The sequence below is a fragment of the Pseudomonas sp. GW823-FHT01D03 genome (assembly GCF_058798255.1).
Genome location: NZ_JBXAKK010000001.1, coordinates 183,555 through 197,963, shown reverse-complemented (window position 1 = coordinate 197,963; position 14,409 = coordinate 183,555). Strand labels below are relative to the sequence as shown.

12 protein-coding genes are annotated in these 14,409 nt (G+C 62.4%); 8 read left to right on the top strand and 4 right to left on the bottom strand.

Translation table 11 applies throughout. From position 1 onward, the window contains the following. Position 1: 1 nt before the first annotated feature. Together gmd and AC1RBR_RS00845 are read right to left on the bottom strand one after the other, a co-directional pair. A complete protein-coding gene (gene gmd, locus AC1RBR_RS00850) occupies positions 2 to 970 on the bottom strand; it encodes a GDP-mannose 4,6-dehydratase (RefSeq protein WP_007960806.1) in 969 nt (322 codons plus the stop codon). Continuing rightward, positions 967 to 1,881 carry a GDP-mannose 4,6-dehydratase gene (locus AC1RBR_RS00845; RefSeq protein ID WP_492562541.1) on the bottom strand — a complete coding sequence of 305 codons (915 nt, stop codon included), beginning with the start codon at positions 1,879 to 1,881 and terminating at the stop codon, positions 967 to 969. Before AC1RBR_RS00845 ends, gmd begins: the two co-directional genes overlap by 4 nt. A gap of 428 nt (positions 1,882 to 2,309) precedes the next feature. Between AC1RBR_RS00845 and AC1RBR_RS00840 the strand changes: the two genes are divergently transcribed. The 7 genes from AC1RBR_RS00840 (at position 2,310) to AC1RBR_RS00810 (ending at position 11,542) form a co-directional block, all read left to right on the top strand. Then, on the top strand, positions 2,310 to 3,935 hold the full coding sequence (locus AC1RBR_RS00840; RefSeq protein WP_492562540.1) for a glycosyltransferase: 1,626 nt from the start codon (positions 2,310 to 2,312) through the stop codon (positions 3,933 to 3,935). Then, the gene (locus AC1RBR_RS00835) at positions 3,929 to 5,233 is read left to right on the top strand and encodes a glycosyltransferase (RefSeq protein WP_492562539.1); all 1,305 of its coding nucleotides are present in this window, start codon (positions 3,929 to 3,931) and stop codon (positions 5,231 to 5,233) included. The genes AC1RBR_RS00840 and AC1RBR_RS00835 overlap by 7 nt, the downstream gene beginning before the upstream one ends. After that, positions 5,230 to 6,108, top strand: coding sequence for a class I SAM-dependent methyltransferase (locus tag AC1RBR_RS00830; protein ID WP_492562537.1), 879 nt, complete (start codon positions 5,230 to 5,232; stop codon positions 6,106 to 6,108). Before AC1RBR_RS00835 ends, AC1RBR_RS00830 begins: the two co-directional genes overlap by 4 nt. Continuing rightward, a complete protein-coding gene (locus AC1RBR_RS00825; RefSeq protein WP_492562536.1) occupies positions 6,105 to 7,259 on the top strand; it encodes an acyltransferase family protein in 1,155 nt (384 codons plus the stop codon). Before AC1RBR_RS00830 ends, AC1RBR_RS00825 begins: the two co-directional genes overlap by 4 nt. After that, positions 7,253 to 8,080 (top strand): class I SAM-dependent methyltransferase, encoded by an 828-nt coding sequence (locus tag AC1RBR_RS00820; RefSeq protein ID WP_492562534.1) that lies wholly within the window; start codon positions 7,253 to 7,255, stop codon positions 8,078 to 8,080. The genes AC1RBR_RS00825 and AC1RBR_RS00820 overlap by 7 nt, the downstream gene beginning before the upstream one ends. 149 nt (positions 8,081 to 8,229) lie before the next feature. Then, positions 8,230 to 9,417, top strand: coding sequence for a DUF3142 domain-containing protein (locus AC1RBR_RS00815; RefSeq protein ID WP_492562533.1), 1,188 nt, complete (start codon positions 8,230 to 8,232; stop codon positions 9,415 to 9,417). Continuing rightward, entirely contained in the window at positions 9,404 to 11,542 is a 2,139-nt protein-coding gene (locus AC1RBR_RS00810) for a hypothetical protein (protein WP_492562532.1), read from the top strand. The genes AC1RBR_RS00815 and AC1RBR_RS00810 overlap by 14 nt, the downstream gene beginning before the upstream one ends. Here the strand turns inward: AC1RBR_RS00810 and AC1RBR_RS00805 are convergent. Further along, the gene (locus AC1RBR_RS00805) at positions 11,539 to 12,168 is read right to left on the bottom strand and encodes a LysE family translocator (RefSeq protein WP_115986418.1); all 630 of its coding nucleotides are present in this window, start codon (positions 12,166 to 12,168) and stop codon (positions 11,539 to 11,541) included. The genes AC1RBR_RS00810 and AC1RBR_RS00805 overlap by 4 nt on opposite strands. A 144-nt stretch (positions 12,169 to 12,312) precedes the next feature. Here AC1RBR_RS00805 and AC1RBR_RS00800 point away from each other — a divergent pair, with 144 nt between their 5' ends. Further along, positions 12,313 to 12,786, top strand: a complete 474-nt coding sequence (locus tag AC1RBR_RS00800; RefSeq protein WP_492562530.1) for an Lrp/AsnC family transcriptional regulator — start codon at positions 12,313 to 12,315, stop codon at positions 12,784 to 12,786. Positions 12,787 to 12,897: 111 nt separating this feature from the next. Here AC1RBR_RS00800 and lpdA read toward each other — a convergent pair whose 3' ends face one another. Next, positions 12,898 to 14,298 (bottom strand): dihydrolipoyl dehydrogenase, encoded by a 1,401-nt coding sequence (lpdA, locus tag AC1RBR_RS00795; protein ID WP_492562529.1) that lies wholly within the window; start codon positions 14,296 to 14,298, stop codon positions 12,898 to 12,900. Positions 14,299 to 14,409 lie beyond the last annotated feature (111 nt).

Genomic DNA, 14,409 nt, shown 5'->3' with positions numbered 1-14,409 from the left:
CCTACTCCTTGGCGACGCGTTTCATGTCCGCATCCATCATCATGCGGATCAGGGTGTCGAGGTCGGTTTTCGGCTTCCAGCCCAGTACACGCTGCGCCTTGGCCGGGTTGCCGAGCAGCACTTCGACTTCGGCCGGGCGGAAGAACGCCGGGTCGATCTTTACGTAATCGCGGTAGTTCAAACCGACGTGATCGAAGGCGATGCGGCACATTTCGCGCACGGTGGTGGTGACACCGGTGGCGACCACGAAATCGTCAGGCTTGTCCTGCTGCAGCATCAGCCACATGGCTTCCACGTAGTCACCGGCAAAGCCCCAGTCGCGTTTGGCGTCGATGTTGCCCAGGGCCAGTTCCTGCTGCTTGCCCTGTTTGATGCGGGCGGCGGCGTCGGTGACCTTGCGGGTGACGAATTCGATGCCACGCAGCGGCGATTCATGGTTGAACAGAATGCCGCTGCTGGCGTGCAGGTCGAAACTTTCGCGGTAGTTGACGGTGATCCAGTGGCCGTAGAGTTTGGCCACGCCGTAGGGGCTGCGCGGGTAGAACGGGGTGTTCTCATCTTGCTGCTCAGCCTGGATCAGGCCGAACATTTCGCTGGTCGAGGCCTGATAGAAACGCGTGTGCGGGCTGAACTGGCGGATCGCTTCGAGCAGGTGGGTCACGCCCAGGCCATCGACGATACCGGTGGTCACCGGCTGATTCCAGGAAGCGGCGACAAAGCTTTGCGCAGCCAGGTTGTAGACTTCGTCCGGCGCCGACTTGATCACCGCACGCTGCACCGAACAGGCATCGGCCATGTCACCGTCCAGGTAGACAATGTCACCTTCGACGCCCATCTCGCGCAGGCGCCAGCGTGAATCGCTGCTGCGCCGTGCGACCAGACCGTGAACCTTGTAGCCCTTGTCGAGCAGCAGTCTGGCCAGATAAGCGCCGTCCTGGCCGGTGATCCCTGTGATCAGTGCACTTTTCATTCTTGTCGTACTCGCTGCTCCCAGTCGGACAGGATCGCCCGCAGGGATTGTTGTGTTGTAATTTCCGGCGTCCAACCCGTGGTCTGGGCCAGCCTTGCGTGACTGCCGCAAACGCGACGCTGATCCGCACGGCGCATACGCGCCGAATCCTGCACCAGTTGCAGGTCGACCTCGGCCAGGTCGCCCAGCTGTTCGATCAGGCTGCGGATGCTTTGCTCGCGGCCCGAGCAAATGTTGTACACCTGCCCCGGCGTGCCTTTTTCCAGCAGAGCGAAATACGCCGAGATCACATCGCCGACATCGAGGAAATCGCGCGTGACGTCGATGTCGCCAACTTCCAGTTGCGCGGCTTGCAGGCCCTGTTTGATGCGATTGATCTGGCGTGCAGCACTGGCAATGACAAAGTTGTCTTTCTGCCCGCTGCCGATATGGTTGAACGGCCGCGCTACAAGCACCGGCCAGCCTTCGCTCAGGCCCCATTGCAGGCTGAGAAACTCCGCCGACAGTTTGCTCACCGCGTACGGATTGCGCGGGCAGGGCGGTTGCAGTTCGGTGATGGGCAGGGCGCTTTCGGCAACCTGACCATAGACGTCGCCGGAACTGACATACAGGAAGGTCCCCTGAAATCCGCGGGCCTTGAGCGCCTGCAACAGATTGAGGGTACCGAGCAGATTGATTTCGAGCGTGCGGGCCGGATCGCGGAAGGCTTCGGGAACGAAGGTCTGGCCGGCCAGATGAATCACCGCGTCGGGCAATTGTGGCCACAGGTCGACGAGGCTGGCAGGTGCCGTGAGATCGTAAGGTGCAGCGGCAGGCAGCAGTTCCCATGTCGAGTCAGGCTGAGCCAGACGCGACTGGAGATGTTGTCCCACGAATCCACTGAGGCCCGTGATGAACAGACGCTTTTTCAAACAGCGACCCCTTGGTCTTTAACTTTCGCCACTTTCCCACAGGCTTTGAGGAGAAGTCTGTCAGGCCGGATGAAAAAGACCGACATGACAGCGGGCGAAGTCGTTGTTGTAGTTGTTTGTTACCAATCTGTGCCAATTGCTCGGCAATTTCAACAGCGCAAACCGTGACCGGTCAGTTCTCATCAGCGTAGCCCGATTTATTCTCGTCGGGCGGTTCCCGGACTCGCGACGGATGTGTTTAGAATGGCCCTCGTCGCCATCTCCCCAGGTTCGCCGGGGTTGTTGCGCAACAGGGTGAAAACAGCCACTAAAACAAGAACGAAGACGAGTTCCAGGACGAAGGACGAGCAGCGGTGATCCCGACTCGATCCGGCGCTTGGCCGTCATAGCGTGAAACTTCCGGGATGGTGGTTTCACCGTGGGATGCCATGAATTTCATTCTTTACTCGGACGTCAACGATCGCTCCATCAGCCAGAGTCTGGGACGTCCGGAATACAGCTATTACTTCGTGCTCAAGGCCTACCGTCCTGTGCTGGAAAGCCTTGGGCAAGTGCACGTGGTGGCGTCGGCGGCCGAAGTCGACCCGTTGTACCGCCAGTTGCAACTGGCCGGTCAGGATTGTCTCTTCCTTTCGTTCGCTCCGCCGCATAAAACCCCGACCGACCTGCAATGCCCCGTGGTCTGCGTGATCGCGTGGGAGTACGACTCGATCCCGGTCGCCCCTCGCGAAGAAGACGCTCACCATGACTGGAGCCGGATTCTCGCGCGCCACAGTCGGGCGATCACCTTGTCCAGTCACACGGCGCAAGCCATTCGCCGGACCATGGGTGAAGACTTCCCTGTGCTGGTATTGCCGACCCCGTTGTGGGAAGGCTTCGCCGCAGTGCGCCAGCAATACCCTGCTGCGCCGGTGAACCCGGGTGCGGTGTTGCAGATCAAGGGCTGCATCATCGACAGCCGAGCCCTCGGCTTGTCCGCCGACGGATTGATTGCACCTACGCCCAACGAGCAGGCAGTGGAGGCCTGCGAGCCGGTCGACATCGCTGCGCCGTCCGAACCTGTCCCACCACCACCGGAACTGACCCTGCGCCGGCGCGCGTTCATCACCAAGCATTACCTGCGCGAAGGCTGGCGAGCGACAGCGGCCTCCAACGAACACCCACGGCTGTTTCTGCTCAAGCACAACTTGCTGCTGTGGTACCGCGAAGCTGTGCGCGATTTGCTGCCGGTCGCTCTGCGCCGCCAGCTCTTCCGGTTGCGTACGCCAGCCCCCGAACCATTGCCGCCAACGGTCAGTGTCGAAGCACCGACGGTGGCCGAGCATCCACAGGCCTGCCTGCCGGACACCAGCGCCACGCTGCAGACCGAGGTCAGCGGCGTGGTGTATGTGAGCGTGTTCAACCCCGAAGACGGGCGCAAGAACTGGCATCACCTGATCACGGCCTTCTGCTGGGCCATGCGCGACGTCGAAGATGCCACGCTGGTGCTGAAGATGACGCAGAACGATCTGGCGACCTACTACGTGCACCTGATCACCTTGTTGTCGCAGCTGTCACCGTTCGCCTGCCGGGTGGTGGTCATGCACGGCTATCTGGAGGACGAAGAGTTCGCCAGGCTTTATGGTGCGGCCAGTTTCTACGTCAATGCGTCGCGCTGCGAAGGTCTGTGCCTGCCGCTGATGGAGTTCATGTCCTGCGCGCGTCCGGTGATTGCGCCGGACCATACGGCGATGCAGGACTACATCGACGAGCGCGTCGGTTTCATCGTCAAGTCCAGCCGTGAGCCGACCATCTGGCCGGATGATGTGCGGATCCTCTACCGCACCCTGCGTCATCGTCCGGACTGGGGCTCGTTGAAAAAGGCCTACGAGGACAGCTACGCCATGGCCAGGAACGATCCAAAGGCCTATCAGGCCATGGCTCATGCTGCCAATGAGCGCATGCGCGAGTACTGCAGTTTTGCTCCAGTGCAGCAGCGTCTGGCGCAGTTTCTTCAATTGACGCCGAGTGCAACGCCGCAGCTGATCGCCGAGGCGGGGACTGCATCATGCTGATCATCATTCATTCCGAAACCAACAAGAGCAATATCCAGCAGAACCTCGGCCGGCCTGAATACAGCTACTACTTTGTCCTCAAGGAATTCCGCCCGGTGCTGGAGCGCATCGGGCAAGTGATTGAAGTGAGCAACCCGGACGAGTTGGTCGATCGCCTGTACTTCGATTGCCTGAGTCGCGGCGAGGCGTGCGTGTTTCTGTCGTTCTCGCCGCCGCATCGCACGCCGATTCATTACGCCTGCCCGACCATCCCGGTATTTGCCTGGGAGTTCAGCACCATCCCCACCGAGAGCTGGCACGGCGAGCCGCGTCACGACTGGCGCGTGGTGTTGAACGCCTGCGGGATGGCGATTACCCATTCGAGTTTCACGGTGAACGCGGTCTGCGACGTGATGGGCGCGGACTACCCGATCTGCGCGATTCCTGCGCCAGTGTGGGATCGCTTCGCCGCACGCGGTGCGCAGTTGCGCAAGCAGCCAGTGGTCGAAGCGGTGCAGTTGACGTTGCGCGGCCTGTTGCTCGACAGTCGCACGGTGGATCTGCGCGCGTACGGTCCGCCGGGGTTGTGCGAAGGCACGCCGCTGTCGTTTGCCGGGCCGCCGCAGGACTGCCAGTTGCAACTGGACGGCGTGGTCTACACCTCGGTATTCAACCCGTACGACGGGCGCAAGAATTGGCAGGACATGATCAGTGCCTTCTGCACCACGTTTCGTGATGTCGCCGATGCGACCCTGGTGCTGAAGCTCACGCACCATGACATCGCCAATGCCCTGAATGACATGCTGCATCACCTGTACAAGAACCAGTCCTACCAGTGCCGGATCGTGCTCATTCACGGGTATCTGGCGGACGCCGATTATGAAGCGCTGGTGCAGGCCACCAGCTACGTGGTCAACAGTTCCTATGGCGAAGGGCAGTGCCTGCCGCTGATGGAGTTCATGTCCTGCGGCAAACCGGCGATTGCGCCGCTGAACACGGCGATGGCTGACTATGTCGACAGCGACAACGCGTTCATCGTCGACTCCACCGATGAACTCACGGCCTGGCCCCACGACCCACGGGCGGCCTACCGCACCCTGCGCTATATGACCGATTGGGACTCGCTGTGCGCGGCGTATCGCGACAGTTACGCGGTGGCGAAAAACGATGTCGAACGCTATGCGCGGATGTCCGGGCATGCCGTGCACAACCTGCAGAAATTCTGCAGTCAGGCCAGTGCCGAAGAGCGTCTGCGGACATTTTTTGACCAGCGTGCGCAAGCCATCAAAGCATCGTCCGTGGAAGCCGCGAGCGCATGATCCGGCGCCTGCTAGCACGCTTGCGCCCGGCACCCTTGCCTGTTGCACCTGAGCCGCCCGGCCAGGTTTCGCCACGGGACGTGGGTTTGCATGATGCGATTCTCGACGGCTGGTTTTTGCAGGGCAGCGGCGAGTTGCTCAAGGGCTTCGCGATCACGGCTGACGACACCTTGCTCGACGTCGGTTGCGGCGAAGGCGTGGCGACGCTGTTCGCGGTGCGGCAGGGCGCCTCGGTAATTTTCACCGACAGCGAACATGACAAGGTTCGCGATCTGGCCCGGCAGGTTGAGGCGCAGAGTAACAAGCTGAATCTGGGACTGGTCAGCAACAGCCTGCCATTGCCGCTGGCCGCTGGTTGCGCGAGCAAAGTGGTGTGCATGGAAGTGCTGGAGCACATCGACCAGCCCGAACCGTTCATGGCTGAACTGGTGCGCATGGGCCGCCCGGGCGCACAGTACCTGCTGAGTGTTCCGGCACCGGTAGGCGAGCACCTGCAACAGGGCATCGCCCCGGCCAGTTATTACCAGACGCCCAATCATGTGCAGATTTTCACCGAGCAGCGCTTTGCCGAACTGGTGGAGAACGCCGGGCTGGTGATCGAGCATCGACAGGCCAGCGGGTTCTTCTGGGTGATGGGCATGATTTTCTTCTGGGCCAGCGAACGCGCTGCGGGCCGTGACCTCGGTGGCGCGGTGCGCGACCGGATTCAGGCGCCGTATCCGCCGCTGATGGAGAGCTGGGCGCGCACCTGGCAAGACCTGCTGGCGCAGCCCGACGGTTTGGCGATCAAGCAGATGCTCGACCGCTTCATGCCCAAGAGCCAGGTGATCATCGCCCGCAAACCGCTGGCTGGCGAATCCCGGAGTCAGCCATGAGCGCCAGGCGGATCATGGACATCGAGGTGCTGCGCGCCATCGCCGTCCTCGGCGTACTGTTCCATCACCTCCAGGGCAGCCTGTTCACCGATACGGTGCCGCTGCTGGAAAAAATCCACGCCTGGGCGCAACCGTGGTGGGGCGTCGATCTGTTTTTCGCGATCTCCGGCTTCGTCATCGCGCGCAGCCTGATCCCCGCGCTGCAAGGCTGCACGACGCGTCAAGAGTATTGGCAGCAGACGCGCAATTTCTGGCTGCGGCGGGTGTTTCGCCTGTTGCCGTCGGCCTGGCTGTGGCTGGCGCTGATCCTCCTCGCGTGCGTGTTTCTTAACCGCTCCGGTGCCTTTGGCAGCTTGCACGCCAACCTGCAGGCGACGCTGGCGGGGCTGTTGCAGTACGCCAATTTCCGTTTTGCCGACAGCTTCTTTCATTACGAATACGGCAGCAGTTTCGTCTACTGGAGCCTGGCGCTGGAGGAGCAGTTTTACCTGCTGTTTCCGCTGCTGATTGTGCTGTGCCGCAAGCATCTGGTCTGGGCCTTGCTGGCGCTGGTCGCGGTGCAACTGTTCACCCTGCGCACGCCGTTGCTGATGGTGGTGCGCACCGATGCGCTGGCGCTCGGCGTGCTGCTGGCGCTGTGGAGTGCGCAACCGTCTTGGCAGCGCTGGCAGCCGACGTTTCTGCGGCGCCCGTGGGCCGGGATATCAGTGCTGATCGGCGTGGCGCTGCTGATGAGTTTTATCGCCACCGACCGTTTTACCTTCGCGCCTTACCGCATCGGCTCGATTGCCGTGCTCGGCGCGCTGCTGGTGTGGATCGCCTCGTACAACCGCGATTACCTGCTGCCGGCAGGCCACCTGCAACGGTTGATGGCGTGGATCGGCAGTCGTTCCTACGGCATTTACCTGATTCACATCCCGGCCTATCTGCTGGTGCGTGAGCTGATCTTCCGTTTGCAGGCTGCCGGTTTGCCGAGTCCGGCCGGGCACCCGATTCTCACCGTGCTGATCGCCTGCGGCCTGATCGTGCTGCTCAGCGAGCTGAACTACCGCTTTATCGAAATGCCGATGCGCAATCGCGGCGCTGCCCTGGTGCGGCGCCTCGATACATCCCGAACCGCCGTTTCAACCCCCGGAGCCACCTCATGCTGAGCCTCTTGAAAAAACTCACGGCGGCGACGCCTGCACCGGCCCCCGCGCAGCCCGTCGCCCCGGTGGCGGACAAGGTCGATCCGTACATGCTCGGCCTCTACGATGCCAAGCTCAGCGGCTGGTTCAACCAGGAGACCGGCGAGCTGTTCAAGGGCTTTGCGGTGACCGCCGATGACACCTTGCTCGATGTCGGCTGTGGTGACGGCGGCAACGTGCATTTCTGCGGCATGCGCGGGGCGAAGATCATCATTGCCGACATCGACGGGGCCAAGGTCGAAGCTACTCGCCAGCGCCTGAGCGATACCCCGGCGCGCAGCGTCGAGTGCTACGTCACCGACTGCAATCCGTTGCCGATTGCCGACGGCACCGCCACCCGCGTGGTGTCCACCGAAGTCGTCGAGCACGTCGACGACCCGGCGCAGTTTCTTGCCGAGCTGGTGCGGGTCGGCCAGTCCGGTGCGCTGTACCTGCTGAGCGTGCCGCACCCAAGCTCAGAAGATTTGCAGAAGGACATTGCGGCGCCGGAGTATTTCCAGAAGCCCAACCACATTCGCATCATCAGCGAAGAGCAGTTCAAGACCATGGTCAGCGACGCCGGGCTGGAGATTATCAGCCACAGCCAGTACGGTTTTTACTGGTCGATGTGGATGCTGCTGTTCTGGGAAGCCAAGGTCGATTTCAGCAACCCGGATCACCCGTTGCTCGAGCATTGGGCCAACACCTGGCAAGCGGTGCTCGATTCGCCGCGTGGTGCGCAGATCAAGCAGGCGCTGGATGCGGTGGTGGCGAAGAGTCAGGTGATCATTGCCCGCAAGCCTTGAGTCGCTCTCCCTGTAGGAGTGAGCCTGCTCGCGATGGCGCACTAACAGTCGATATCGATGTTGCCTGCTACTCCGTCATCGCGAGCAGGCTCACTCCTACAGGGATTTGTGTACCCTGCATTTTTGCATCGGCAGGGAATAGGCATTTCATGCGGTTCAGCTTTTCGATTTTGATCGCGGCAATGCTGCTCGCTGCTTGTGAGCGGCATGACGCCCCCGCCCTCGATCAACAACTGTATATCTGGCAACGCCAATGGACCCCGGCCCATGATGCTGCCCTGCGCGATAGCCGCGAGAGCTTCTCGACACTGCGTGTGCTGGCCTTGCAGGCATTCCCCAATGACGGCTGGCATCGGGCGCGTATCGACGCGGCGTTGCTCCAGCACGATGGCCGGCCTCTGATCGCGGTGATTCGCCTCGACGGTCAGCTCAAGGCGCTCGATCAGCAGCAGGTGAGCGCACAGATCCTTCAGATGCTGGCTGACTGGCAAGCGCAGGGGCTGATGGTGAGCGGGGTCGAGATCGATCATGACGCCGGTAATGCGCGTCTGCCGGCCTATACCGATTTCCTTGTGAATCTGCGTGGCGCATTGCCGGCCAACCTGCCGCTGAGCATCACTGCGTTGCCGGCCTGGCTCGACAGTCCGCAACTGCCGGCGCTGCTGGCCAGCGTCGACAGCAGTGTGCTGCAGGTGCATGCGGTCAGCGATCCGCGTCGTGGTCTGTTCGACCCCGAGAAGGCACGACGCTGGGCCAAGGCCTGGGGCCGGTTGACCGACAAACCGTTTTATCTGGCGCTGCCGGCCTATGGCGTGGCGCTGCTGCCGGATGCCGATGGCGCCCCGGTGGTGGAAAGTGAAGTGCCACTCGAGCGCGACGGGCAACGCCGTGAACTGCTCGCCGATCCGCAGCAACTGAGCGGACTGGCTAAAGACCTGCGCGAAGACCCGCCAGCGCACCTGGCCGGGCTGATCTGGTTTCGCCTGCCGCTGGCCAATGATCGTCGGGCCTGGAGCCTGACCACGTTGCGCGCCGTGGCCCGCGGCGATGCCTTGAGCAGCCAACTCGGCCTGACGTTCAACGACCACGATGGCCTGCAGGACATCACCCTGCGCAATGCCGGTAACCTCGACAGTGCCTGGCCCACGCGTATCACCGTCAAGGCCAGCGCTTGCGAAGGCGCCGATGCACTCGCCGGTTACTCGTTGCAACAGAGCGCCGATCTGCTTACCTTCACCCGCCTGCGCGACGGTCGTCTGCCGGCGGGCGGACAACGCGCCATCGGTTGGGCGCGCTGTGCATTTATTGATCAAGGAGGTTCGCATGTTGACCCGTAACTGGCCCCGCCATCTGCTCTGCCTGAGCCTCAGCCTGCCGCTGGGTTCGGCGTTGGCCTGCGGCCCGGACTTCCCGATGCGCCTGCTCGACAATCGCGGGCAAAGCCTGGCCGAATTGCCGGAGGGCAACTTCAACTTCGAGATCAGCCGCCTCGGCAAGACCATTGCCGGGCTGAAGAATGTCACAGCGGCGATGCACAATCCCGACGATATCTACGGCGACGCAAGCGAGCCTGCTGCGCTTCGTGAAAAAGCCGAGCAGGTCGGTCTGAGCGCCGAGCAACAGGCGCTGGTCAAGCAACTGCGTGGCCTGAGCGATGCGCGTCAGGTCGAGGCGCAGGGCGCCAGTCTGCCGGCGGAAATCCGTTTGTACGTGGCCGGTGCGGTGGCGTTTGCCACTGGCGATCATCCGCTGGCGATCGAATATTTCAACAAAGTGCTGGCGCTGCCGGCCGATCAGCGCCCGCTGCGCAGCACTTGGGCGGCGTATTCCCTGGGCCGTGCCTGGTTTGCCACGAGTGCCGAGGCGGGCGATGTCATTGAAGTGCTGGAGGATGCGCGCGCGGCCTTCCGTCAGGCTCGACAACTGAGCATCGATGGCTTCAGCGACCCGCTGGAGCTAGGGGTGGCCAGCCTCGGTGAAGAGGCGCGGGTACTGCGCAACGCTGGTGACTGGAACGGCGCCATCGAACTGTACGAAGCGCAGAACCTGCACGGCTCGGCCGTGGGTTACACCTCGCTGAAACAACTGATGAATGAGCTGGTCGAACTACCCGAACCGCAACTGGCCAAGCTGCTGGAGCGCAAAGCCGTGCAGCAACTGGTTACCGCTTCGTTGATCAGCCGCATGGGTTGGTCATTCGACGAGCAACCGCCGAACGAGAAGAAACTCATCAAGCTGCTGCAGAACAGCACCCGTGGCAGCCTGGAAAACGCTGATCGACTGGCGGCGATGAATTACCAACAGGGTGATTACGCCAGCGCCAAGGCCTTCCTTGAAAACGCCGATGACGGCGGACTGGCGTGGTGGCTGCGGGCCAAGCTGGCAGTGCGTGACGGCGATAAAAATGCCGCGGCTGCCGCCTATGCCAAAGCCGCGCAGGCTTTCCCGCAGAGCGAGGATTGGGGCTACCGGCGTACTCCGGACTGGGACTTCGAAACCGTCCAGCCGAAATGTCGGGTCGAGGGCGAAAGCGCGATTCTCGCGCTGCAGCGCGGCGAGTACCTGCAAGCGTTCGTGCAGTTGTATCGCAGCAACAGCATCTACTGGTTCGATGCGGCGACGGTGGCCGAGCGCGTGCTGACGGTCGATGAGCTCAAGCGCTATGTCGATGACAACGTGCCGGCGCCGCCGGCGCTGACCCAGCAGCAGCGCGACAACTACGTGCCGCTGCCGGTCGCCGCCAGCCTGCGCAATCTGCTGGGGCGGCGCTTGCTGCGTGAAGGGCATTACGAGGAAGCGGTCGGCTATTTCGACAATCCCGATCTGCAGCACAAGGCCCGTCTGTACGGCGAGCAACGGATGAAGGCCGACGCTGCGTGGTGGCCGAGCAAACGCGCCAGCGCCTTGTACAACGCGGCGTGGACCGCGCGCGAATGGGGCATGGACATTCTCGGCTATGAGATGGCGCCGGACTACGCCACGTTTGGCGGCAACTACAGTCTGGAAAACACTGAGCTGAAAGTCGGGCCGCTGGTGGCCGAGGCTGAAGTACAGCGTCAGAAGGCCAGCCAGGCCCAGCCGGACGAGCGTTATCACTACCGTTTTGTCGCCACCGCGCTGGCCAGCCGGGCCGCCGATAATTTGCCGCACACCAGTCAGGCGTTTGCTGCGGTGTTGTGCAATGCCGCCGGTTTCAACAGCAGCCTCGAAGAGCAGAGCGCGCTCTATCGGCGTTACGTCAACGAAGGGCCGTACGTGCCTTGGGCGGTGGACTTTGGCAATCAGTGCCCGTACCCGGATTTCGAAAACGCCGACAAGCGTTACGTCACCCAGGTGACCGATGCCGCGCGCACGGCCCTGCGGCCTTACAAATGGCCGGTACAGATCGGCGCGATCGTGCTGGGGGTCGGCGTTGCATTGGCGCTGATCAGCCGGCGCCAACGCAAGTCCCGCAAACCCTAGGCCTGCTGGATAAACGTCAGGCGTACGGCGAAGCCGATCAGCAGGCTGCCGAACAGCCATTGCTGAACGCGTTGGGCGGTTGGACTGTGTTGCAGCCAACGGCCCAGCGCCGCGCCGGTCAGGGCGTAGGCGCTGTCGAACAGCAGCCCGACTGCTACCAGCAACACGCCGAGGGTGGCAAATTGGGTCAGTACCGCTGCGCCGTCATTGACGATGAATTGCGGCAACAGCACCGAGCAGAACAGCAAGGCCTTGGGGTTGAGCAGATTGGTCAGCAGGCCACGGCGAATCGCTTCGCGCCATTGTCCTTGGGTGTCAGTCACGGCAGCCGTATCCAGGTTCGGCAGCAAGCTGCTGCGCAGGCATTGAATGCCAATCCACAGCAGGTACGCCGCACCGGCCAGGCGCACCAGATCAAACGTCCACGGTGCTGCCTTGAACAGCGCCGCCAGACCCAATGCCGCCAATGCCACGTGACAGCCTCGGGCGATCGCCAGGCCAACGGCGGTCGCCAGTGCCGCGCCACGACCTTGGCGGGCGCCGGTTTGCAGGAGCAGGATCATGTCCGGGCCGGGCAGCAGGAAGACCACCGCCAATGCCAGAAAAAACATCCAGATACTCGCCATGTCGCAGCCCTTTCGTTGTCGATTCGGTGAGCAAAGTCTATGGCCGAAGGGCGAGGCAGGTGCGTGCGAAGTCAGCTTCAAAAAGCTTCGGTATTGGCATAACCTGCTTTCTTTTTGCGCCTTCACCATCGGGATCTGCCAAACATGAAACTCGACGCTTTCGATCGCAAGATTCTCGCCGCGCTGCAGCGCAACGGCCGGCTGAGCAATGTCGAGCTGGCAGACGAGATCGGCCTGTCGGCGTCTCCTTGCCTGCGCCGGGTGCGGATGCTGGAGGAAGCCGGGGTGATTCGTGGCTATCAGGCCAACCTTGATCGCGATGAAGTGGGGCTGGGGCTGACGGTGTTTGTCGGAGTCAAGGTCGAGCGCCACAACGATGAGCAGGCCCAAGCCTTTTACGCGGCGGTCACGGCGCTGCCGGAAGTGATCTCGGCGTTTCTGGTGTCGGGGGAGTCGGACTTTCTGTTGCAGGTGGTGGTGCCGGACCTGCGCGCATATGACCGTTTTCTCAGCGGCTGCCTGCTGAAGCTGCCGGGGGTGAGCGACATTCGCAGCAACTTTGCAATTCACACGGTGAAGACCCCGGGGGCGTTGCCGTTGGGGCATCTGCCGCTGTAGATCGAGTCGTCTTGATCGCGAGCAGGCTCACTCCTACATTTGGGCGCATCCCCCCTGTAGGAGTGAGCCTGCTCGCGATAGCGGTCGTCCGGTCACCCAAACCTTTGCTGACTACATCTGCGTCGCCATCCCCTCGACATTCATCGCCGCCTGACGCAGCGCCTCGGAGCGGGTCGGGTGCGGATGGCAGGTCAGCGCGATGTCTTCGGCCGAGGCGCTGAACTCCATGGCCACGCAGTATTCACCGATCATTTCACTGACGCTCGGGCCGACCAGGTGCACGCCGAGGATCTCGTCCGTGCGTTCGTCGGCGAGAACCTTGGCGAAGCCTTCGGTCTCATGGTTGATCTTCGCCCGGCTGTTGGCGGTGAACGGAAACTTGCCGACCTTGTAGGTGCGACCTTCGGCCTTCAGTTGCTCCTCGGTCTTGCCGACGCTGGCCAGCTCCGGCCGGGTGTAGATGACGTTGGGAATCAAGTCGTAGTTGACCTCGCCGGCCTTGCCGACGATCTGTTCCACGCAGGCCATCGCTTCGTCTTCCGCCTTGTGAGCGAGCATCGGCCCGGACGTTACGTCACCGATTACCCAAACGCCGGGGGCCTCGGTGCGGTGCTGGCGGTTGGCGAGCATGCCGCGCTTGTCGGTGGTCAGGCCGACGTTCTCCAGGCCCAGGCCTTTGGTGTACGGGCGCCGGCCGATCGCGACCAGCACGTAGTCGGCTTCGAGCAATTCAGCGGTGCCACCGGCGGCGGGTTCAACGCTCAGTTGCACACCGTTGACCGAGGTGGTGGCGCTGGTGACCTTCGAGCTCAATTTGAAGCTGATGCCTTGTTTGCTCAGCGAACGCTGCAAGGTTTTGCCGGCCTCGCCATCAACACCCGGGCAGATGCGGTCGAGGTATTCGACCACCGTCACCTGGGCGCCGAGGCGGCGCCAGACCGAACCCAGCTCCAGGCCGATCACCCCGGCGCCGATCACCACCAGATGCTTGGGCACTTCACTCAGCGACAGCGCGCCGGTGGAGTCGAGGATGCGTTGATTGTCGATCTCGACGCCGGGCAGGGGCGCGGGTTCGGAGCCGGTGGCGATGATGATGTCCTTGGCGCTCAGTTCGGTCTTGTTGCCCTGCTCGTCGGTCACGCTGACTTTGCCCGGGCCATCGATGTGGCCCCAGCCCTTGATCCAGTCGACCTTGTTCTTGCGAAACAGAAACTCGATGCCTTTGGTCAGGCCGCTCACGCTTTCGTCTTTCTGTTTCATCATTTGCGCGAGGTTGAGCGTGGGTTTGACCTCGATGCCGAGGTTGGCGAATTCCGCACCCATGGCCGCCTCGTACAGCTCCGAGGCGTGCAACAAGGCCTTGGACGGCATGCAACCGACGTTCAGGCAGGTGCCGCCGAGGGTGGCGCGGCCTTCCACGCAGGCTGCCTTCAGGCCCAACTGGCCGGCGCGAATCGCCGCGTTATAACCGCCGGGGCCGCCGCCCAGAATGACCACGTCGTAGTTGCTCATGCTGTTGCTCCTCGTTGGGGATGCGGATCGCTAAAAGTAGTCGGTCGATAAAATTACGAGCGTAATATGTGCGCTTCCAGACATTTCGGTCAAGGCTTCAGGCAAGCGACA

What these genes read in the sequence shown, in the direction of transcription:
- gmd (WP_007960806.1), bottom strand. Translation starts at nt 970, where the DNA reads ATGAAAAGTGCACTGATCACAGGGATCACCGGCCAGGACGGCGCTTAT.
- AC1RBR_RS00815 (WP_492562533.1), top strand. Translation starts at nt 8,230, where the DNA reads ATGCGGTTCAGCTTTTCGATTTTGATCGCGGCAATGCTGCTCGCTGCT.
- lpdA (WP_492562529.1), bottom strand. Translation starts at nt 14,298, where the DNA reads ATGAGCAACTACGACGTGGTCATTCTGGGCGGCGGCCCCGGCGGTTAT.
- AC1RBR_RS00830 (WP_492562537.1), top strand. Translation starts at nt 5,230, where the DNA reads ATGATCCGGCGCCTGCTAGCACGCTTGCGCCCGGCACCCTTGCCTGTT.
- AC1RBR_RS00835 (WP_492562539.1), top strand. Translation starts at nt 3,929, where the DNA reads ATGCTGATCATCATTCATTCCGAAACCAACAAGAGCAATATCCAGCAG.
- AC1RBR_RS00805 (WP_115986418.1), bottom strand. Translation starts at nt 12,168, where the DNA reads ATGGCGAGTATCTGGATGTTTTTTCTGGCATTGGCGGTGGTCTTCCTG.
- AC1RBR_RS00800 (WP_492562530.1), top strand. Translation starts at nt 12,313, where the DNA reads ATGAAACTCGACGCTTTCGATCGCAAGATTCTCGCCGCGCTGCAGCGC.
- AC1RBR_RS00825 (WP_492562536.1), top strand. Translation starts at nt 6,105, where the DNA reads ATGAGCGCCAGGCGGATCATGGACATCGAGGTGCTGCGCGCCATCGCC.
- AC1RBR_RS00810 (WP_492562532.1), top strand. Translation starts at nt 9,404, where the DNA reads ATGTTGACCCGTAACTGGCCCCGCCATCTGCTCTGCCTGAGCCTCAGC.
- AC1RBR_RS00840 (WP_492562540.1), top strand. Translation starts at nt 2,310, where the DNA reads ATGAATTTCATTCTTTACTCGGACGTCAACGATCGCTCCATCAGCCAG.
- AC1RBR_RS00820 (WP_492562534.1), top strand. Translation starts at nt 7,253, where the DNA reads ATGCTGAGCCTCTTGAAAAAACTCACGGCGGCGACGCCTGCACCGGCC.